The sequence below is a fragment of the Paenibacillus artemisiicola genome (assembly GCF_017652985.1).
GTDB classification, from domain to species: Bacteria; Bacillota; Bacilli; order Paenibacillales; family Paenibacillaceae; genus Paenibacillus_Z; species Paenibacillus_Z artemisiicola.
On the sequence record NZ_JAGGDJ010000002.1, the window covers coordinates 182172 to 204084 of the forward strand.

Genomic DNA, 21913 nt, shown 5'->3' on the forward strand with positions numbered 1-21913 from the left:
TGCGGCAGCCGGGACGGGAATATTCGATCCATGGAAAGGGGAATCTGGAGGTGGCAGGGGTCAGGGCGGCGCCGAAAAGGAACGGGCGCCGCGATCTCGAATAACTAACGGAAGGCGATCGCTAAGCTGAACATACGATGAGGGACAGGAGCGGAAACGATGATTACAGGATTCGGAGGCATTTTCTGGCGAACGAAAAATCTCGAAGCGACAAAAAAATGGTATAACGACGCGCTGGGGCTTGACATCAACGATTGGAACTTGACGATGATAAAAGCCCGAGAAGGAACCGAGACGATCTTTTCGCTGTTCACCGAGGAGAACGATTATTTTCCGACCGATCAACAAGCGATGCTGAATTTCCAAGTCGATGATCTCGACGCGCTGATCGAGCATCTGGAACAACTTGGCGTTCCCCTTGCAAAGCCGAAGGAGAGCAGCGATTACGGCCATTTCGCATGGATCCGCGATCTTGACGGCCGCTTGATCGAGCTCTGGGAGAAGTAACGCCTACGCGCTTCGAACCGTTCGTTCTGGCAGCCTGAACGGCATGCGCATAAGCTTTGCGACGCTCGGAATCCGGGCGCCGTAAGGCTTTTTTTGATCGGCCGATATTGTTGTTGAGTCGTGGTAAAATCACCCATCCGCCCGAAAACCAGAACAAAACTGAACGATTCGCGTCTAAAGAGTATCTCGGTTGGAAAGGGTGTCCAAAACATGCAACAAAGCACAATCAAATCCGCAGCATTCGCGTTGCTGGTCTTGACGATGACGACGGTCCAAACCCATCGCGCCCATGCGGAGCCGGAACAGCCGCCATCCTTGCTGCTGGATGGCCGTCCGCTTGCGTTCGCCGCGCAGCCCGTGATCGAGAACGGGGTCAGCTACGTGCCCGTGCGTCCGATTTTCGAGGCGGAAGGGGCGAAGGTAAGCTGGGATGAGCAGACGCGATCGGTTACGGCTACGAAAGCCGATACGCTCATTACCTATCGGCTGGGCGATAGCATGGCTTACAAAAACGGGGAGAAGCAGCCGCTTGCCACCCCGGGGAAGCTGATGAACGGCTTCTCCATGGTACCGCTGCGCTTCGTAAGCGAACTGCTGGGCAATGTCGTCCAATGGCATGCTTACGACCGGTCCATCAGCATCTCGTCCGTGCATACGTTCGAAACCGAAATTACATACGGCGTGAACCTCAGAAGCGAGCCGGGCTCGGAAACGGAAGCTTCCGTCGTCCGGATGCTGCCGAGAGGACAGCGGATCCATGTCATCCGCGACGTCGACGCGAAGTGGCTCGAGGTGCAGACGGAGGACGGGAAGATCGGCTTCATGTCGGCCAAGCCCAAGTACTCGGATTACGCGAGCCCGGAACTCGCGATGAAGCAGGCGGATGCGCTTATCGCCTTCGGCTCGTCGTTCATCGGGACGCATTACGAATTCGGCGCGGCGACCGATCAAACGGATGCCTTCGATTGTTCCTCGTTCGTGAAGCGCGTGTTCGGCGAAGTGCTCGGAATCGAGCTGCCGCGCATCTCGTACGACCAGGCGAAGGAAGGCCAAGAGGTCAAGCTCGCGGACCTGAGGAAGGGCGATCTGCTGTTTTTCGGCGCGAGAGGGCTCGATATCGGCCACGTCGGCATCTATGCCGGGGACGGCAAAATCCTGCATACCTATTCGGACAAGCTCGGGGTCCATATCGAGGCGTTCGACGGGCAGTGGAAGGACCGGTTCGTGACGGCGCGGAGGGTGTTCTGAAGGTTCTTTCCGCGATAAGGCGCTCGTAATGATCGGCCTTCGTTAATAAATTTTTAAGCTTTTCAACCGGTTTCTCTTCATTTCTTCGCTTTACCCTAAAGTCAGAAGGAATGGGGAGGAAACAAGACGTGAAAAAGCGGTTAGTATGGCTTGCGGCGATGCTGCTGCTGGCAGGCGCGGTCTACGCGCGGTTCAAGGCGGAGGCGGATCGGGGAGCGCCGGCGGAACCAGCCGCGAGCGGGATCATTACGGAAACGGCAACGGGACCGGAAGCGCCGGCACCGGCGAATCATGCGCCAAGCAGCGAGCTTGCGATTCGGGTCGCGGCCGATCAGGTGCATAAGGGGAATTTGCTTCTCGTGAACGAAACCCTCGCGGTGCCGCCCAACGACGCGGACGACGAGGCGGTTAATCTGTTCCAGCACCGGGAGTTGGTGAACGGCTTCGGTCTCCTGGACAACAAGATCCGGCTATCGCCCGCGATGACGGCCAAATTCGCCGATATGATCAAGGAGGCCGCGAAAGACGGCGTCGATCATTTCCTGATCAGCAGCGGGTACCGCAACGACGCAGAGCAAGAGGCGCTCTACGAACAATTGGGACCGGACATCGCGGCCGTTCCCGGACATAGCGAGCATAGCTTGGGACTGGCGCTGGATATCGGCTCGACGAAGGCGCAGATGAAAGACGCCCCGGAAGGGAAGTGGCTGAAGGCGAACGCGTGGAAGTACGGGTTCATCGCGCGCTATCCGGAGGATAAGACGGCGGTGACCGGCGTCATAGACGAGCCTTGGCATTTCCGGTACGTCGGGCTGCCGCACAGCGCGATCATGCACGACAATCACTGGGCGTTCGAGGAATACCTGGATGCGTTGAAAGCGCGCCAATCCATGACGGAGACCGTCGGGAACGACGCGTACGCCGTGTATTATTATCCGGTCTCTGCCGATACGACGCTTCGCGTGCCCGCGACCGGCAGCTACGAGCTATCGGGTAACAATACGGACGGCGTCATCGTCACCGTCATGAAATCTTGAACCGTTAGGGCAAGCCAAGCCGCGAACCGGATACCCCTACGCGAAAGAAGCCGATCGAATCGATCGGCTTCTTTCGTTCATTACGGATATCGGGCAAGCCGCGCCCGCGATACGACCAGGCCGCGCTGGGCCTGGAACGGGTCAGCCTTGCTATCTGGGCGTCGGAGGCAGGACGTTCTTCGAACGGCGGTTGTCCACCCGCAGCTTGCGCTGCAGAAAGCCGAGGACAATGTCGGCCGCGATCGCCAGCAGCGCCGCGGGAATCGCGCCGGAGAAGATGCGCAGCGAGTTGCCGTTGTTGATGCCCGCATAGATTTCCCGGCCCAGGCCGCTGCCGCCGACCAGCGGGGCGATCGTAGCGACGCCGATGGCAATGACGGCGGAGATCCGAAGTCCGGTCATGATGTAGGTCAGCGCAAGCGGGAAGCGGACGTGGAACAGGATTTGCATCGTGCTCATGCCGACGCCGCGTCCCGCCTCCACGTAGCTCGGATCGATCTGCTGCAGCCCGATATACGTGTTCCGGACGATGGGGTTCAGCGAATAGAGAAACAAGCCGACCGTGACCGTCGTCGACCCCAGACCCATGATCAACAGCAGCAGGACCAGCATGGCCAAGCTCGGCACGACCTGTAAAATATTCATGATGGCGAGAATGATCCGGGCGAGGGCGCGGCTTCGCGTGCAGATCGCGCCCAGCGGCACGCCGACGAGGAAGGCGAAGCCGACGCCCGACAGCACCATCAGGATATGCCGGTACAGATAGCCCAGCAGCAGATCGTAGTTCCGCTGAACGTAGTCGATGAAATCCCAAAACGTGAGATGAGGTTCAACCATTCGCAATCCTCCTATGATTTCAGCAAGCCGACCCGCTTCAAGTAGGCGAGGGCGACTTCGCGTTCGCTTTTTTTGCCGATGTCGACTTCGTAATTCAGGTCGATCATCGTCTGCGCGTCGATTTTCCCGATCAGCTCCGAGACGGCTTCCGCCACGCCGGGATACTTCTTGACGGCATCGTTGCGAATGACCGGCGAAGCATCGTAAGGCGGGAAGAAATGCTTGTCGTCCGCCAGCGTCTTCAACTGATACGCCTTGAGCCGCGCGTCGGTGGAGTAGGCGAGGACGATATCGACTTGATTTTGGGCGACGGCGTTGTAGACGAGGCTTAATTCCATCGGGAACGTCTTGCCGAACGTAATGCCGTAATACTTGGAGAAGGCCGGATACCCGTCGGAAGCCCGTTCAAGCCACGACGTGTCGACCCCGAGCCGCATGTTCGGCGCGTCGGCCGCGATATCGGAGATCTTCTCGTAGCCTTTGGCTTTGGCCAGATCGGCCCGCACGGTGAAGGCATAGGTATTCTCGAAGCCGAGCGGGTCCATCCAATCGAGATCGTAATATTTCTTGAACCCGGCCTGCGCCTGCTCGAGCACCTTCCGGCGATCCTTGGTCTCCTGAATCGGAAAATGGTTATTGAAGATCTCGCCGGAGTAGAGCGTTCCCATCTGCAGGTCGTTACGCTTGATCGCTTGCAGCACGACCGGGCTCGACGCGAGGTCCGGAATGATCTCCGCGCTGACGTCCGTCCGGTCTTCGATGAGCGCTTTGTACATTTCGGCTAATATTTTGGTTTCGGTGAACGTCTGCGCGCCTATGATGAAGGTATTTCCCGTGCCGCAGGCGGCGAGCGCCAGCATCATCGCGCACAAGCCGAGCACCGCTATCGTCTTGGTCAGCTTCGCAATCATCGTGTTCTCCATTCAACCTCCACTATATCGTCATTCGTTTCGCGCCGCCGCCGAACCGCCCGGTCAGCCACTTCTCGAGCATGCCGAGCAGCACGTCCACGAGCAGCGCGAGCAGAATCGAGCCCAAGGCGCCCGTCACGATCAGCTCGGGCTTGTTGACCGCCATCCCCGACACGATCAGCTGGCCTAAGCCGCCGGCGCCGATCAGGGTCGCCAGCGTCGCCCAACTGATGATGTACACCATCGTGACCCGGATGCCCGACATGATGTAGGGCACCGACAACGGCAGCTGGATGAGCAGAATGCGCTGCATCGTTCCGTAGCCCATGCCCCTCGCCGACTCCAGCACGTTGCGGTCGACGGAATCGAAGCCGTCGTACGTATTGCGGAGAATCGGCATGATGGTGTACAGCAGCAGCGCGACGACCGCCGGCTTCGTGCCGATCCCCATGAGCGGGATCAAGACGGCCAGGAGCGCCAGGCTCGGCACGGTCTGCAGCAGGTTGGCCACGAAGAAGACGCTGCCGTTGATCCATCGGATCTGGTTGTACACGAGCGCGATGCCAAGCGGGACGGCCAAGAGGGTGCCGAGCACGATCGCCGTGAGCGAGATGGCCAAATGCTGGCCTAACGCATGCAGGATGTCGGCGTAGCGTTCCTGCAAGAACGACCAATAGGTCTGCATCCGTTACGCCTCCTCTTCCGGAGCGGGGAGGATCTCCGCCAGATGGCGCACGATGCTGCCCCGCGTGATTAGCCCGACGAGCCGTTCCTGGTCGTCGATGACGGCGAGATTGGACAGCTGGCTGTGGCTCATCATCTCCACCGACTCGGACAGGAGGGAGCCGCTGCGCACGGAATATTGGACGGGCTTCATGACGTCGGCCACCGTAATATTCTCCTCCCCGTAATGCTCCAGCACGTTATAGATCGACACGACGCCCTTGAGATGCCTCCGCCGGTCGATGATGAACAGCGTATCGACCTTGCGCCGCTCCATGATGGAGATGGCTTCGGCCAACCCCTTGTTGGGGTACGCGGTTACGGGCTGGTTCACCATGACCTCGTTGACGGTCGGACTCTCGTAGACGTGATCCTCTTGCTGCAGCCGCTTCTGACCGATGAAGGATTCCACGAATTCGTTGGCAGGATACCGCAGAATCCGCTCCGGCGTATCGCTCTGCACGACTTCGCCGCTCTTCATGAGGACGATGCGGTCCGCGATCTTGAGCGCTTCGTCCATATCGTGCGTGACGAAAATAATGGTCTTGTGCAGCTCCTGCTGCAGGCGGACGATCTCGTCCTGCAGCTGCTCGCGGCTGATCGGGTCGAGCGCGCTGAACGGTTCGTCCATCAGAATGATGTCCGGGTCCGCCGCGAACGCGCGGATGACCCCGATGCGCTGCTGCTGGCCGCCGCTGAGCTCGGAGGGATAGCGGTCGCGGTACGTGGACGGCTCCAGCCCGACCAGCTTGAGCAGTTCGTCGACGCGCTGCTCGATACGGCCGGCCGGCCATTTCTTCAACCGGGGCACGACGCCTACGTTTCGCCCGATCGTCATATGGGGGAATAACCCGATGCTTTGAATGACGTAGCCGATTCCGCGGCGCAGCTCGACCGGATCGATATCGCGCGTATCCTTGCCGTCGATCAGAATCGAGCCGCTCGTCGGCGTGACGAGATGGTTGATCATTTTCATCGTCGTCGATTTTCCGCAGCCGCTCGGGCCGATCAGCACCGTAAGCTCGCCTTGTTTGAATTCAAGGTTGATATTTTTTAACGCTTGATAGCCGTCCGGGTAAACCTTGTTGACGTTGCTCATGACAATCATGCAGGTATCCATCCTTTTCGACATACTATTTCCAATATGCTCGTTTTCATCCAAGCGAAACGAATGGAAATTGATTTTTTTGGCAGGGGGCAGGGCAATCTTTTTGTGTTAACCACATGACGATGCAATTCAAACATGGTAAATACAGGATGCTAACCGAATTGGTAGGGGAACCGAACGCAAGCCGACAACGCAGTGGCGGTCGAATGTCATCTTATATGTACCGCGACGAGGACCCGCAGGTGCTGACGCGTAACGGTCTCGCCAAGCTGGATAAACCAGCGGACGGGGCGTAATCGGCGAGGTCTTGAGGAACCCGGACAGCCGGGACTGGTCCGCGGCTTGGACGCATCGCGAGTTCAGCATGGATCGGGGATTACCGAGCGCAGCCGCCAGGCATGCCATGGACGACAACAAGCTGCCGTTCGCGAACGGCAGCTTGTTTGGTCTTCGATCAGATCATGAAAGGGAAGGGACCGTGCCCGGACGGAACGCTTCGCCAGCGGGACGTTCGGAGGCGGCAGCCGGCAATTCTGCGGTTGTCGCCATATCTTCTCTAGAATTCGCCCAGGAATTAGACCGGCAATTAGTCCAGCAGCCGTTTGTGCTCGAATACATAGGCGAAAATGTCTCCGATGGAGTGCTTGCCCGCCATGAACTGAGCGACAAGCCGCTGGGTTGCGGCGGCTTCCGTCCATTGGTTGGCTGCCATCAGCAACTGAATGGCGTTATCGAAGCTCTGGTAAAACGCGATTTGCGTCTCCTGCGCCGCCTTGCGTTCTTCTTCGGTCGCGCGAATGGCCGACGACTCCGGTTTCCGCTCCTTAGCGGCCGCGGACAAAGCTTGGCGCATCGCCTCGACGCCGAGGTCGGTGCAGTAAGCCGGCGTTCCGGGCTGTTGGCGCCACGATTCGTCAAGACCGCCGGCATCGACCGGATCGAACCCCGCCTCCGTGACCAACCGGAAGACGATCTCCTTCGCTGCGGCGTCGTCGCCGGATACCGGCAGCGCGAAACGGGTTGGCGTCAACGACTGGATTTCCTGCGTTAAGTTATACCAATTCGTCGCATTGAACGCTTTGATGACCGGGCGCTTGATTTGCTGCTCGACCCAGCGGCTTTCGGGCATTCCCTGCTCAATGGGCGCGATCAGACCGTCGCGGTGCAGCGGATAATAATTGCCGGTGTCGACGACAACCGCTCCCGGAGCGGCGTGATCCAGAAATCCCGCCGGCAAGTCGGCCGCGCGCTTCTGGGGAATGGAGAGGATGACGACGTCGGCGCCTTTCGCCACGTCTTGGACCGCAGCGGGCGTTGCGCCGATTTCTGCGGCTAGATCGCGCAACGCTTGGGAATTGCTCGAATTGGCGATGGATATTTCATGTTTGTTTCGGGCGAAAATCCGCGCCAGGTTACTGCCGATATGTCCCGTTCCGACGATTGCGATTTTCATGATTTACAGCCTTCTCTCTCCGTTTATTTGGTGGTCACCTTTAATGTGACTGCAGTCAGTATACTGCGGTCAGTTTTTGTTTGTCAATTCCCCCGATCGCGTTTTGACGAACTTTTTTGATAGGTTCAATTACAAGGCAGGAAGAGACGGGAGGCTATTTCGTGTGTTATTTCTATCCTTTCATCGCGGGAATAGGCTTATGGTTATAGTTTGGGGCGAAAAATGGCGTAACGGGTGTGCGCGCAAAATAGAAGCCATGCTTGGAGGGCACCGAATGAGACAAGATTGATAGGACGGGATACCCGCGAAAGGGGAAGGAGTACGGGCGAGCGGTTGGGAGGAAAGACATAAAAAAAGGCGATATGCAGGGATGCATACCGCAAAATGAATCGTGACACCTTTAATCATACCGATAAAACAATTATTGTATACTTGAATTCAATGCATCGAAAAGTGCTTGACAAGTTCTTTACTAATGCTAAATTCACAAATTGCCGATTTAAAAGAATCTCGCACGAAGTAGATGAGTAGATTTGTAAGATAATTGTAATGAAAATGAAATGTGCGCTTTAACTTGTCTTAAGGTGAAGGAGCTATACTGGAACTCGACCCCCCTTTAGGATATATACCTTAGGCCCGCAGCCCGTTGCTGCGGGTCTCTTTTTGTTTTGCCGACAACGATATCGGCCTTTCGCATCCGGCTTAGATTGCGAGGCGGCATTTTGGGAAACGCTAATGGAAAAACAGGATAAGGACAAGGACCAAATGATCGGGTTGCTCCTCGCCATCGGCATCTTCAATTTGACGGCTTTCATCTTTTGCAAACGGCTTACCGGGAATCAAATCGTTCACGTCTGGTCGTTCACCGTGGCCTTTCAAAACACCTTCGACTTGTACGTCGACTTTAAATATCACGGGTACTGGTATTTTACCAAGGGCGTGGACTGGCCGGGATTATTGGCGCATTCGGTGCTCCTCCCGCCCGTCAACATGATGATCTTGAATGGGTATCCGTTTCACAAGCCATGGCGATATCAGGTCTTCTATTTGCTGGCGTGGGATGTGGTCGTGGGATTGTACGAGTTAGTGACGCTGCTCCCCAGGCCGTGGGGGTATTTCAGCTACGGCTGGTGGACGATCTGGCATTCGTTGATCATTAACCCGATCCTGATGCTGATCTTGTTGGCGTATTTTCTGTTGGTCCGGAAGATGGAGAATAAGCTGGCATACGGAACGCGGTCGTCCGATTAGGACGCGAAAGCAGCCGGTCGACCATGACCGGCTGCTTGTGCTTCTTGGGCGCGATCGCGAACGCGCTCGTAACCCGGTTCGTCTCGCTAACGATTCATGACCGGCTATGCCGTAGACGATCGGCAATTAATAACGGATAGCCGTGAAATAGCTTGACATCAAAACGCGATATAGTATGATGAAGCTAATTGAATACGTTGTACTTTCTTATCAAGAGCAGGCGGAGGGACTAGCCCGATGAAGCCCGGCAACCGACATACCTTTGCGTTACGAAGGCATGCACGGTGCTAATTCTTGCGGAAACGCTGAACGAAGCGAATCCGAGAGATAAGAGCGAGGATCCGACTTTGTCCGTTCATGACCTTTCTCTTACTCCGGAGAAGGTCTTTTTTTGTTTTCATCATCCCATTCACCATCGTATAGGAGGAGCAGACATGCCCATCTTGATTCCCGCCCGCGCCGCGACGGAAGAGACAGACGCCCATGACCCGCGGCTTCGTCCGCTTCATGATGCACTGCCGCATGTGCACGAATCGGCATGGGGGCTTGAATTCTTGCGCAAATGCAGCATTACCCGCATCGAATGCTTTCAATTCGGCGCGAAGCCATTCGGACGGGAGGCGGATATGCGCGGGCTGATCGCGCTCTCCACGAATACGGGCATCGTCGGCTTACAGGAATTCGCGGTTCCGCGCAAAAGCCTGAAGGGCGATTTGGTGATGTGGGCCGCGCCGTTTCAGCGGATGAAAGGCATGAACATGGCGGAAGGCATCCGCTTCCCGCAGCTGAAGAAAGACGTCTGGGGAACCGAGCGCGTTGCGTTCGTCGAATCCGCGTTCGTCGATCTCATCGACAAGTACGGAGGGAAAGTTAACGATGGGGGCGAACGGAACGATTACCTGGACCGAGCCTGGTTATTCGAGCATGCGCAAGCGTACGTCGCGTTTTAAGCCCGGCGGGAAACCTTCCTACGAATCCCATTGTCTCCGGGTCTAGCGCGAATCGGATCGCGGCTGCTTGAACGAATAGCGGCTCCCAAGACCTGCATCGCGTACCCCATGGGTACGCGATTTTTATTGGGGTTCGTGTCGTAATTCCGCGTGCCCGGATAGGCGACCCTTACCATGAAAGCGATTTACAGAAGGTTGAACGTATGCCATACTACTAAATGAAAATCCGGCCTTATCCATCATTCGCGGCGTCGATTCGGGAGGGAGTACGTACATGATCGCCGGCTATTGGAACCGGGTGCGGCTGCTGCAAAAATTGATTCTCGTCGTCATCTTGTTCTTGATCATTCCCGTCCTGATCATCGGCTACTTTTTATTTTCGGCCAGTCTCTCGCTAGCGCAGAAGGAAGGACGCGAGATGCTGGAGAAGGTGGTCTATCAGCTGAACGAGAATATCGAATACCGGATTATCGGGTATCAGAATATCTTGATGCAGCTCTCGCTCGATTCCGGCATTACGACAACGCTTACGCAGCCTTACCGGTCGCTCGAAGAAGAAGTCATGGGCTTGCAGCAGATCAATTCCGCCGTCAGCCGCATCCGCTCATATTTTCCGATGAAGACTATCCAGTTCTATAAGAGCAATCCCCACCTGCACGAGGACGGCGGAACGGTGCTGAACCTCGAGCGGGCGGAGACCAAGGATTGGTATGCCGATATGAAGGCCGGGAACCAATCCTTCTATTGGTATTTCAACTGGAAGGACGATCATTCCGAGCCTTCCCTCTATCTGAGCGAATGGCTCGTGGATTACATATCGAACGAGAAGTACGGGATCATTCACGTGGAAGTGTCGAACCGGGCGTTGTTCGATCAGATCACCAATCCGCTGGCGCTGAAGAAGGGCGGCTTCATGGTCTTGGACGAACAGGGCAGGGTGCTGGCGAATTACTTGGATCCGCGGGGGGGCACGGATACGGTCCGCCCCGCCTATCTGGAACGCGTGTACGACGCGAAGCAAGGCTGGTACCCGGCCAAAATCAAAGGCCAGCAAAGCCTGGTCGTGTACGAGACGAACCGCCTGGGCTGGAAGGTCGTGACCGTCGTCAGCCAGCAAGAGCTGTGGCAGAAGCTCCGGCTGGTGAAGCAGGCGGCGGTCTCCGTCAGCATCCTGTTCGTCGTGCTGACCGTCGGCGTGCTCGCCGGATTCGGGCTGCGAACCACCAAGCGCCTCAACTTCCTCATCCGGAGCATGCGCAGGGTACGAAGCGGCGATCTGGGGCTTACCATCAAAGTACACCGCAAGGACGAGCTCGCGGATCTCGAAACGGAGTTCAATACCATGTCCATCCGTCTGGATCAGTCGATGGAAGAGATCGCCGAAGCCAGGAGCCGGGCGGAGAGAGAGAAGCTGAATCTGCTGCAGGCGCAGATCAATCCGCATTTCCTCTACAACACGCTGGCGCTCGTGAAGAGCATGGCCATGGACGTCGGCTCCTCCGAGATCAGCGGCACGGTGGACGCGCTGGCCAAGTTTTTCCGGCTGGCCCTGAACCGCGGCGTCGACGTCCTGCCTTTCAGAGACGAATTGGAGCATGTGAAGGCTTATCTGGAGATTCACGAGTCGCGGTATCCCGGACGGCTGACCGTCGCGTTCGACGTGGAGGAAGCGGCGCTAACCTGCGACATCGTCAAAATCACCTTGCAGCCGATCGTGGAAAACGCGCTGCTGCATGCGTTCGTGCACACCGGCGGAAGAGGCAGCCTGACGATCTCCGCCGCGCTGCGGCAGGAATCGCTGTGCATCGCGATCGCGGATAACGGCTCCGGCATGAATCAGGAGCAGCTGCGGGAGCTGCTGGAGAACGCGGACGGCGCCGGCGAGAACGGCGGATTCGGGATCTATAACGTGAATGAACGGTTGAAGCGCCATTACGGCCAGTCTTACCGGCTGCTCATCCGAAGCGCGCCGGGAGAAGGGACCGCGGTTCAGCTGTACATCCCGCAGAAGAAGAGGCAGGCCGCCGCGGCAGGCTAAGAGGGGGTTAACATGGAGATGAACGTGTTCGTGGTCGACGACGAGGAACGCCAGCGCCGGTCCATCGTGAAGCATACGGCATGGGAACGGTATCGCATGCGCGTGACCGGCGAATGGGAAAGCGCGGACGAAGCGCTTGCGGATGCCCGGCAGCAACAGCCCGACCTGCTCATTACGGACATCCGGTTGCTGGGCACCGACGGCCTGGAGCTTGCCTCCCGCATGAGAACGATCAACCCCCGCATGCGCATCGTCATGGTTACGGGGTACGAAGAATTCCGCTATGCCAAGACCGCGCTCGATATCGGGGTCGATGCGTTCCTGGTTAAACCGATTCTATTCGACGAGCTGCATGCCGTCTTGGACCGCATCTATCAAGAGGAGCGGGCGAAGCGCCTGACGACCCGGGAAACGACGGAGATGAAGGAGCAGCTGGATGCCTTCAAACCCATCGCGCAGGAGCAATTCGTTCAGGAACTCCTGCACGGTCTGGTCGTCGGCGAAGCAGCCGCCCGGTCGCGAGCGGATACGCTGGGTCTCTTCGCGGCCGAGGGTCCGCGGTGCGCGGCGACGATCGTCATCCAGGGCGACCGGGCATCCTCGCTTCCGATGGAGGAGCAGCTCCGCCGGGAGAGGAGCAGGCTTGAACGCGCCGCGCAGGAAGCCTGCGGTTCGCTGCTGGAATTACGCACGACGTCGCAGCGCGGAAATATCGTGCTGATTCTGCAGGGCGGCGAAGCCGGCGAGTTCGAACGCGATATGATGCGGTGCGCGCTGCGCGTCGGCGAGGAGATCGAACGTCTGGGGATCGACAACGCGCGGATCGGCATCGGACCGCCTGCCGCGAAGCTTAGCCAATTAAGCGAAAGCTTCCGGCTGGCGCAGCGGGCGGTCAATCTGCGGCTCATCGGCTGCGAGGAACGGGTCTACAGCTGGAAGATGCTGATGGAGCAGGGAGCCGGCCTGGCGAAGAGCCTCGAGGAGCTGACCGACGACTTTTACGAAATGCTTGGAGCGGGAGACAGCCAGAACAGCTTGACGCTGCTGGGGGAATTGCTGAACAGCCTCGCCGCCAATCTCCGCATGCAGGGCACGGAGCTAAGAAGCTACTGCATGCGTCTGATCAGCGGGGCGTACCGGGCGGCGTCCGAAATCGGCGAAGCGCATCGCCGATTCGGCTCGGAACGGAAGCTGTGGGAGCAGCTTCTCGAGTGCCGGGAGGAGCCGGAGCTGCTGCAGGAGACCGTCCGTATTCTGCGGGACGTCAGCCATTTCATTGCGGAGCGGAAGAAGAGCCACGCCCAGGTCGTGGTGCAAAAAGCGATCGGGTACATGAACGAACGCTTCCATGAGAATCTGTCCCTCCGCTCGGTCGCGGAATCGGTGTTCTTGAGTCCCGGCTATCTAGGAGCGCTCTTCCGGACGGAGCTCGGCACTTCGTTCACGGATCAGTTAATCCGCATTCGCATTCAACGAGCCAAGGATATGCTGCTTCGTCCGGAGCTCAAGCTGTATGAGGTGGCGGAGCGCGCCGGCTATCAGAACATCGGGTATTTCACGGGCTTGTTCAAGCGCGTGACCGGTTACAGCCCGAAGGAATACCGTGATTTTCACGGCTATACGCAAGCGGAATAAGGTCGCGACGAAGGGCGGTGCTCCCATGGCACCGCCCTTTTTGCCGGCTTGAAAGCATGAAAGCGCGAGAGCAGCGATTATCGTTCGATCGGATAATTGTAACCGCTTTAACTCTCGCTTATAGTCAAGGAAGCGCTGCAAGAGGAAGAGAAAGGAGACCGATTCATGAACCGCCTATGGACGTTGAAGCAGAAAGGCTACCTCCCGCTGTACGCCTTCGCACTGCCGGGAATCGTACTGATCGTTCTGTTCAACTACATCCCCATGTTAGGGCTGCAAATGGCATTCCGGGATTATAACTTCACCGACGGCGTTTGGGGAAGCCCGTGGATTGGCCTGCGGAATTTCAAAGAGTTTGCGGCAAGCCACGATTTTTGGAAGGCAACCGGCAACACGCTCCTGCTCACGTTTCTCCGGCTGCTCTTCGTGTTTCCGACCACGATTGTCGTCGCGCTGCTCATTAACGAGATCCGGGCGTTCCGATTTAAGCGGCTCGTGCAATCGCTCAGTTATCTCCCGCACTTCGTATCCTGGATCGTGGTGATCGGCTTTCTCGACGCGTTCCTGTCGATCGACGGCGGAGGCGCGAATTCGCTGCTTCGCAGCCTCGGCATGGAGCCGATCGCGTTCATGGGGTCGGAGACGTGGTTCCGCCCGATATTCGTGGCGAGCAGCATGTGGAAGGAAATCGGCTGGGGCACCATCCTGTATCTGGCCGCCATCTCCGGCATCAATCCGGTGCTGTACGAAGCGGCGGTCATGGACGGAGCCGGCCGGTTCGCCCAGATGCGCTATATCACGCTGCCGAGCATCGTGCCGATTATCTCGATCGTCCTGATCTTGACGGTTCCTGGACTGCTCAGCGTCGGGATCGATCAGATCTACGCGATGATCAATCCGGCCAACATGGGCGTGGCGGAGGTCGTCGATACGTACGTGCTGCGGCTGGGCATCGGACAAGCGCAATATTCGCAGACCACGGCCATCGGGCTCGTGATGAGCGTCATCTCCACCGTGCTGCTCGTGTTCAGCAATCTGCTATCCAAGCGCATGGGCGGCGACAGCTTATGGTAGGAAGAGGGTGAACGCATGGGACGTTATTCGCTGGGGGAACGATCCTTTTCGATCGGCAACGCGCTGTTATTGACCGTCTTCGCATTTCTATGCGTCTATCCGTTCTGGTACATCCTGATTCTCTCCCTCAACGAGGGGCGGGATGCGAGCCTGGGCGGCATCTATTGGTGGCCGCGGCTCTACACGCTGGACAATTACCGCGTCATGCTATCGGACAATACGATTCTGAACGCCTTCTGGGTCACGGTGAAGCGGACCGTCATCGGCACCTTCGGGTCGCTATTGATTACGTCGCTGGTCGCCTTCGCCTTATCGCGGAGAGAACTGCCGGGCAGACAGCCGCTTTTGTTCGTCTTTCTGTTCGTGATGCTGTTCAGCGGAGGGCTCATTCCGTACTACATTCAACTCATGCATCTGGGGCTGATCAACAACTTCTGGGTATACGTGCTGCCGTCCCTGTTCAGCATCTGGAACATGTTCGTCATGAAAACCTCCTTCCAAAACAACATTCCCGAAAGCGTCGTCGAGTCGGTCAAGCTGGACGGCGGAGGTTATCTGCGGATCTACATCCATATCGTGCTGCCCTTCTCCATGCCGCTCTTCGCGGCGCTGGGCTTGTTCACGGCCGTGGGGCAATGGAACGATTGGTTTACCGGCGCCTTCTTCGTCAACGATATTCAGCTGCAGCCGCTGCCTACCTACCTGCAGCGCATGCTGAGCACGATCGAGGCGAGCCAGATGATCAGCTCCAGCCAGATGACGACGATGAATCAAACCCGCCTGTACAATCCGGATGCCATCACGCCGAAGTCCGTGCGCATGGCGACCATCATGATCACCGTGCTGCCGATTCTGGTCGTGTATCCGTTCGTGCAGCGTTTCTTCGTGAAAGGCGTGCTGATCGGCTCCGTCAAAGAATAACGCCGGCCGTCCGCGTACCAGGAGGACGCCCGGCCGCCGCCGCGGCGGCAAGGATCCTGCCGACCCGCGGCCGCGCCCGGGCGTTCGATTGATGATATAGATGAAGGCTCGCGCGATACGCGATCGATACGCGATTTCCGAATAGGGGGATATTGGACATGAAACAAGGATGGAAGCGCGGCGCCAAATCGGCGCTGGTCATGACGGCCGCCGCGGCGTTGATCGCCGGCTGCTCGGGGAAGGGCAACGAGGCGCCGGCGGCGAATAACGAAGCGAACGGGAATACGGCCGCCCCGGCGGAGAAGACGCATTACAATTTGTACGCGCCCGCGATGACGACGCCGATCAATCTGGACGGTCCCATCACGCAGGAGGTCATGAAGCAGTCGGGGGTGAATTGGGACAAGGTCGAAATCGGCAACGGCGGCGACTTGTCGCAGCAGATCAACCTCAAGCTCGCGGCCGGCACGTTCCCGGACGCCATCATTCTGCCTTCCGACAGCCTCGTCTGGTCGCGCCTGATCAACGAGAAGAAGCTGCTCCCGCTCGACGATTATTTCAACCAGCCCGACAAGTATCCGAACCTGGCCAAGATCGATAACCGCATCATCGATTACTGGCGGGCGAGCGACGGGCATATCTACTTCGTGCCGTCCGCTTACGAGCCCGTGATCGACAATCCGTCCGCGTGGCAGGGCAACGCGCAAGGCTTGTGGGTGCAGAGCTCGATTCTGAAGAAAGCGGGCATGACGGCCGACGACCTGCGCACGCTGGACGGGTTCGAGAAGTACCTGAACGCCGTCAAAGGCATCAAGGACGACAAGGGCCGCGCGATGATCCCGCTGTCGCTCGGCGGGGAGAATTTCGCCGGTCTCGAGATCGTCATGTCCATGTTCGGCGTCCGGAGCACGGATAACGGCTTTAACGAACAACCGGACGGGACGGTCGTGCCCGACTACAAGCTGCCCGGCTTCAAAGACGCGTTCGCCTGGCTGAACCATCAATACTTGAACGGCCTGCTCGACCCCGAGACCGCCTTCCAGAAGAAGGATCTGTTCAAGGAGAAGGTCAACAATCTGCGCTTCGGCGCGATGCTGTTCGGCGGCTGGGACAATCCAAACGTCACGACGCTGAAGAACCGCAATATTCCGGAAGCCATCACTTACAACGCGCTCGAGAAGCAAGGATTTCCCGACGGCTGGTTCGATCCCGCGCCGCTTCCGGCCGTACAAGCGATTAAGCCGGCCCAATACGCGAACTACAATCCGTTCGGAACCAACGGCACGGGCATCAGCGCGAAGATCAAAGACCCGGACCGGCTCATGAAGGGCCTCGACTGGATGCAGACCAACGAAGCGTTCGTCCTCATGGAGTACGGCCCGGAGAGCATGGGCGCCTATAAACTGGAAGACGGCGCGGCGGTCGAGAATTACGACGTGTTCCGCGGTCCCAAATTCTGGGGCGGCGACAACGGCGGCATGGCAAGCGTGACGCAGTACGGTTTCTGGTGGTGGAAGAACCTCGCCAGCGTCGGCAGCTCGCATATCAAGACGATGGAATCGCCATGGCCGGCCTACAACGCGATGCTGTACAAGGCGGAGGAAATCAATCATCGGCAGGGCACCTTCGGCCTGACGCCCAAGGCCGCGCGCATCAAACCGACGATCGGCGGCACGGTGGAGAAGTACGGGCCCGTTCAGAGCGACATTCGTCTGAAGTATTACGCGAAGATGCTGCTGGCGAAAAACGACGGCGACTTCGAAGCCGCCTACAATCAGTTCCTGAACGAGATGAAGGTTCGCGGCCACGACGAAGAGACGATCGCCGAGTTCAACAAAGACTATCAAGCGTACAGCGACACGCCCGCGGGCAAAATCACGGTCGATATCAAAAAGACGCTCCCTCGCAACGTCTATAGCGACAAGCCGGCGATCATCGGGGAGTAGAAGAGGTGGAAAGCAAGCCATGAATCAGGCCATGAATCAGGCACAAGCGGCGAATCCCAATCGCGTGAACATCATTAATTTCATCCGCGGCTTCGAGCCGCGGGACCCCATCGACCTGGTCGAGCCGGTCAAGGAACAGCTGGCGCTCGTTCAGCGGCACGGCCTGCCGGCGACCTGGCTGCTGCAGTACGACGCGCTGATCAACCCCGCCTTCGCCGATCTGCTGCAAGACGCGGACGACAAGCAGGAGATCGGCGTCTGGTTCGAGGTCGTGCAGCCGCTGGCCGAGAAGGCGGGCATTCCATGGCGGGGACGATTCGCCTGGGACTGGCACGCGCACGTCGCCTTCACGGTCGGCTATACCCCGCGGGAGCGGGAGAAGCTCGCGGATGTCCTGATGGAGGATTTCCGCGCACGCTTCGGCTATTATCCCAAATCCGTCGGCTCCTGGTTCCTGGATGCCCACGCGCTGGCTTACTTATCGGATACGTACGGCATCACGGCTTCGTGCAATTGCAAGGATCAATGGGGAACCGACGGCTACACGCTGTGGGGCGGTTATTACAATCAAGCCTATTACCCGAGCCGCCTGAACGGGTTCATGCCGGCGCAGACCGAAGCCTGCCAAATCCCGGTTCCCGTGTTCCGCATGCTGGGGAGCGATCCGATCTACCAATACGATGCGCGGCTTGGCGGCAACGGGCAGAGCGTCATCACCCTGGAGCCGGTGTATTCGGGAGCGGAGGGCGGCGGCGGCATTCCGCGGTGGGTCCGGTGGTTCTACGACGTGAACTTCCGCCCCGAGCAGGTTTCCTTCGGCTATACGCAGGTCGGGCAGGAGAACTCCTTCGGCTGGGCCTTGATGAAGGACGGTCTGATCGACCAGGTGGAGGAGCTTGCCGGCCGGCAGGCGAAGGGCGAGCTGCGCGTCGAGACCTTGGAGGCATCCGGCCGCTGGTTCAAAGCGGCGCATCCCGTCACGCCGGCCTCCTCGATCAGCGCGCTGACGGATTGGAGAGGAGAAGGGCGCCAATCCGTCTGGTATTACAACCGGTATTACCGGCTGAACCTGCTGAACAATGACGGCGAGCTGTGGATCCGCGACATCCACCTCTTCGACGAACGTTACGAGGAACGGTATTTAAAGGAGACGTGCCCGGATCGCTACAGTCATTACGACACCCTGCCGGTCGTAGACAGTGCCCGGTGGAGCAGCGGCGATAAGCCGGCCGGTCTTCGGCCCGTCGCTTACGACGGCGAAGGGCAGGCCAGGCCGCTCGCCGTCCGATCGGTGCAGACGGACGAATCGACGCCGGGCGAGCTCATCATTCGGATTGATACGGAAGACGGAGAAACCCTCGCTATTCGCTGCTCGGAACGGCAAGTCGTCTTTGCCGCAAGCCGGCCGGACTGGGGACTGGAGATTCGATGGGGCGATTCATCCGAGCTGCCGGACATGAAGCTGGAATCGGATGCGGTCGGCTATGCGTTTCGCGATCATCCGTACCGGGTTCAATTCATCGGCGGGCTGCCGCCGGCGCCGATTCCGCAGAAGCGAAACGGACAGGCGCAAGATGCCGCCGAAGAAGGGCTGACCGCGTCCGCGGACGGCATCGCCTGCCGTGCCTTGGGGCGGGAGCTTACGCTGCGTTTCTGAATTTCCAAGCGCGGTCATTTCATTAAGGAGCGATCATCCTAACCGGGCTGCCCTATCGGGCGGCCCGGTTTTTGGTTGCGGCGGCGCGATCGAAGGCCTGGATATGGGAGGCGAACGGCCGGATCGCTTCGCGCCGAAGTTCGGCGGCCGGAGGATAACGCCTGCCCGTTTGGCAAATCCTGTGAAGGTTAACCGTACGACAGGCGGAGCTTGATCGATTCAAGCTCCCGATGGAGGAGAGAGACCATGGATCGTTTGCGCAAATCGAAAACCGGCATCATGCTGCTGGCGGCCCTGATGATCGGCAGCGTCTTCGGACCGGTCGGGGCTGGTACCGTGCCGGACAATGGGCCGCCGGACAATGAAGCGATATTGCGCGTGGCGGCGGCGCCGAATTCAACCCGAACGGCCGAGTTGACGCTGGGCAGTCCCGGCGCCGTGCAGAAGATGCTGAACAACGGCGTTCGCATTCGCGCGCCTTATCTCCCGGTCTCGGATACGCAGCTCTCGGTGCGGACGGGCGGGGTCAGGCAGACGCTTGCGGTGGATCGCAACGGCTTCGCGTACGACGGCGAACAGGGCCAGATGATCATCCTGCGGCGGCCGGACCGGCTGCTGCTGAAGAAGCGGGTCGACGAGCTGCGCGGGTCGTATTACGGCACGCTGCTGTCCTGGGATGACGCAAAGTCGCGCATTCCGATGTCGTCGACGTTCGCGCTGACGGATTTGGAGACGGGCAAGACCTTCCGGGTCCAGCGGCGGGCAGGCAGCAGCCACGCGGATGTCCAGCCGTTGACGCGGGAGGACACCGAGATCATGAAGGACATCTACGAGGGGAAATGGAGCTGGAAACGAAGGGCGGTGCTCGTCGGGACCGGCGATGCCGTGCTGGCCGCCTCGATGCACGGGATGCCGCACGGCGGGGACGGCATCCCGGATAACGGGTTTTCCGGGCATTTTTGCGTGCATTTTCTCGGCAGCACGACGCATAAGTCGCGGAGCGTCGACCCGGAGCATCAGCTCATGGTTTATAAAGCGGCTGGCAAGCTCACCGGCTATATGGGGACCATGAACCCGGATATGCTGGCCGCCACGTTCTTCAAAACGTACAATCTCAAGGAACTCCCGGCGGCCAGAATGCTGTTCGTCGATCCCTACAACGAGCCGTTGGAACGTCTGCTGAGCAAGACGGAGCGGATATCGTCCGATAGCAAGCCGGGAAAGACGGCGTACATCGCGGAAGACGGCCTCGTGGCGGAGCGTTCCGAAGCGGTGAAGCTGCACGCTGCCGACAACCGGGTACGGCAGGCGAGGTTCGTGCTCCGTTTTGTCCGCGGGACGCCCGCCGAGCCTTGGAAGATCGAGTCGCTTGCGGCGACGGACGGCAAAGGCAGGGACTTGCTCGAACGGTAATCGGCAAGGACTTGCTCGAACGGTGCGGCCGGGAGGATTTGATTGATAGCCGTTTTATCCTTTGCCTCGCCGCTCTAGGCTTGTTATGATCGAGGTACCGTAAGGATGCGGGAACGAAGCATGAAAGAGGCGAGGACCTAATGATCGACATTACGACCGAGCTCGTGCGCGGGCTGATCGACCGTCAATTTCCCGAGTGGAAGGACTTGGCGCTGAAGCCCGTCGAGAAGAGCGGACACGATAACCGGACGTACCGGCTGGGCGACGACATGACGGTACGCCTGCCGAGCCATGAGCGATACGCCTCGGCGGTTGCCAAAGAGCTGACGTGGCTTCCCGTCTTCAAGCCGCTTCTCTCCCTGCCGATCCCGGCTCCCGTCGCGGAAGGGAAGCCGGACGGGGACTATCCGCTTCCCTGGTCCGTCAACCGTTGGATCGAGGGCGATACCGTCACGCCTGCCAACGTGCGCGATCTGAACGAATTTGCCGAAGACCTGGCCGGGTTTCTGAAGGAATTGGAAGCGATCGACGCCACGAACGGCATTCCGGCCGGCGAGCAGAACTTCCACCGCGGGGGAGACTTGTCCGTCTACGATTCGGATACCAGAGCCGTCATCGGGCAGTTGGGCGATCCGGACGACCGGAAGCTCTTCGCCGACATCTGGGAGCTGTCCCTGGCGACCCGCTATGAAGCGGCGCCGGTATGGGTGCACGGCGACGTAGCCGTGGGCAATCTTCTGACGCGGAACGGCCGGCTGTCCGGCGTGATCGACTTCGGTACGATGGGAGTCGGCGACCCTTCCAGCGACTTGGTGATGGCGTGGAATTTCTTCGACGCCGCCAGCCGCCAAGTCTTCCTGAGCGGCATGCGCGCGGATCAAGCCGCCGTAGACCGCGCGCGCGGCTGGGCATTATGGAAGGCCTTGATTACGTACGCCTGGAACGAGCCGGGCTCGGAGGCTTCGAATTGGGGCAAGCGCGTCATGGACGTGATCGCGCAAGACTACAAATCGCTTTAATCGGGCGCCTTCCCATAAGCAAGGTAATCCTGGCAGTCCGCGGCCCGATCCGCGCATCGATCGATTAAATCCGCCATTTGAGCGGATTTTTTTGTTGGCAGCCTATCGGAATCGGGAAAATTCGAGCCGGTTGAAGGAGATCTCTTACAAAATCAGAATATATAAAATATATTTACTATTCTTGC

The 21913-nt window shown here is 58.8% G+C and carries 18 protein-coding genes and 1 riboswitch; of the genes, 13 read left to right on the top strand and 5 right to left on the bottom strand.

Annotated features, from left to right (window positions below):
• The first annotated feature begins 159 nt into the window (after nt 1-159).
• From I8J29_RS04100 to I8J29_RS04110, 3 genes are all read left to right on the top strand, one after another.
• Nucleotides 160-507 carry a VOC family protein gene (locus I8J29_RS04100; protein ID WP_208846401.1) on the top strand — a complete coding sequence of 116 codons (348 nt, stop codon included), beginning with the start codon at nt 160-162 and terminating at the stop codon, nt 505-507.
• A gap of 210 nt (nt 508-717) precedes the next feature.
• Complete coding sequence (locus I8J29_RS04105) at nt 718-1755, top strand: stalk domain-containing protein (protein ID WP_208846402.1); 1038 nt, start codon at nt 718-720, stop codon at nt 1753-1755.
• A gap of 128 nt (nt 1756-1883) precedes the next feature.
• A complete protein-coding gene (locus tag I8J29_RS04110) occupies nt 1884-2792 on the top strand; it encodes a M15 family metallopeptidase (RefSeq protein WP_338113031.1) in 909 nt (302 codons plus the stop codon).
• Between the two features lie 150 nt (nt 2793-2942).
• Here the strand turns inward: I8J29_RS04110 and I8J29_RS04115 are convergent, their stop codons facing one another.
• The 5 genes from I8J29_RS04115 to I8J29_RS04135 form a co-directional block, all read right to left on the bottom strand.
• Nucleotides 2943-3629: an ABC transporter permease gene (locus tag I8J29_RS04115; RefSeq protein WP_208846404.1), complete on the bottom strand. Its 687-nt coding sequence runs from the start codon at nt 3627-3629 to the stop codon at nt 2943-2945.
• Between the two features lie 11 nt (nt 3630-3640).
• Nucleotides 3641-4552 (bottom strand): glycine betaine ABC transporter substrate-binding protein, encoded by a 912-nt coding sequence (locus I8J29_RS04120; protein WP_240545884.1) that lies wholly within the window; start codon nt 4550-4552, stop codon nt 3641-3643.
• Between the two features lie 10 nt (nt 4553-4562).
• Nucleotides 4563-5225, bottom strand: a complete 663-nt coding sequence (locus I8J29_RS04125; RefSeq protein WP_208846405.1) for an ABC transporter permease — start codon at nt 5223-5225, stop codon at nt 4563-4565.
• Nucleotides 5226-5228: 3 nt separating this feature from the next.
• Nucleotides 5229-6371, bottom strand: a complete 1143-nt coding sequence (locus I8J29_RS04130; RefSeq protein ID WP_208846406.1) for an ABC transporter ATP-binding protein — start codon at nt 6369-6371, stop codon at nt 5229-5231.
• Between the two features lie 586 nt (nt 6372-6957).
• Complete coding sequence (locus I8J29_RS04135; protein ID WP_208846407.1) at nt 6958-7824, bottom strand: NADPH-dependent F420 reductase; 867 nt, start codon at nt 7822-7824, stop codon at nt 6958-6960.
• Between the two features lie 735 nt (nt 7825-8559).
• On the opposite strand from I8J29_RS04135, the gene I8J29_RS04140 reads away from it, so the two are divergent.
• From I8J29_RS04140 to I8J29_RS04185, 10 genes are all read left to right on the top strand, one after another.
• Complete coding sequence (locus I8J29_RS04140) at nt 8560-9075, top strand: hypothetical protein (protein WP_240545885.1); 516 nt, start codon at nt 8560-8562, stop codon at nt 9073-9075.
• Nucleotides 9076-9279: 204 nt separating this feature from the next.
• Nucleotides 9280-9409, top strand: a riboswitch (SAM riboswitch).
• Between the two features lie 100 nt (nt 9410-9509).
• Nucleotides 9510-10025, top strand: coding sequence for a hypothetical protein (locus tag I8J29_RS04145; protein WP_208846408.1), 516 nt, complete (start codon nt 9510-9512; stop codon nt 10023-10025).
• A gap of 274 nt (nt 10026-10299) precedes the next feature.
• Entirely contained in the window at nt 10300-12063 is a 1764-nt protein-coding gene (locus I8J29_RS04150; protein WP_208846409.1) for a sensor histidine kinase, read from the top strand.
• A gap of 12 nt (nt 12064-12075) precedes the next feature.
• A complete protein-coding gene (locus tag I8J29_RS04155; protein ID WP_208846410.1) occupies nt 12076-13698 on the top strand; it encodes a response regulator in 1623 nt (540 codons plus the stop codon).
• Between the two features lie 165 nt (nt 13699-13863).
• Nucleotides 13864-14772, top strand: a complete 909-nt coding sequence (locus tag I8J29_RS04160) for an ABC transporter permease (RefSeq protein ID WP_208846411.1) — start codon at nt 13864-13866, stop codon at nt 14770-14772.
• Between the two features lie 15 nt (nt 14773-14787).
• Entirely contained in the window at nt 14788-15693 is a 906-nt protein-coding gene (locus tag I8J29_RS04165; protein ID WP_208846412.1) for a carbohydrate ABC transporter permease, read from the top strand.
• A 158-nt stretch (nt 15694-15851) separates the two neighbouring features.
• Complete coding sequence (locus I8J29_RS04170; RefSeq protein WP_208846413.1) at nt 15852-17639, top strand: type 2 periplasmic-binding domain-containing protein; 1788 nt, start codon at nt 15852-15854, stop codon at nt 17637-17639.
• Nucleotides 17640-17658: 19 nt separating this feature from the next.
• The gene (locus I8J29_RS04175) at nt 17659-19296 is read left to right on the top strand and encodes a hypothetical protein (RefSeq protein WP_240545886.1); all 1638 of its coding nucleotides are present in this window, start codon (nt 17659-17661) and stop codon (nt 19294-19296) included.
• A 246-nt stretch (nt 19297-19542) separates the two neighbouring features.
• Nucleotides 19543-20709: a hypothetical protein gene (locus tag I8J29_RS04180; RefSeq protein ID WP_208846414.1), complete on the top strand. Its 1167-nt coding sequence runs from the start codon at nt 19543-19545 to the stop codon at nt 20707-20709.
• Between the two features lie 140 nt (nt 20710-20849).
• Nucleotides 20850-21728 (top strand): aminoglycoside phosphotransferase family protein, encoded by an 879-nt coding sequence (locus I8J29_RS04185; RefSeq protein WP_208846415.1) that lies wholly within the window; start codon nt 20850-20852, stop codon nt 21726-21728.
• Nucleotides 21729-21913 lie beyond the last annotated feature (185 nt).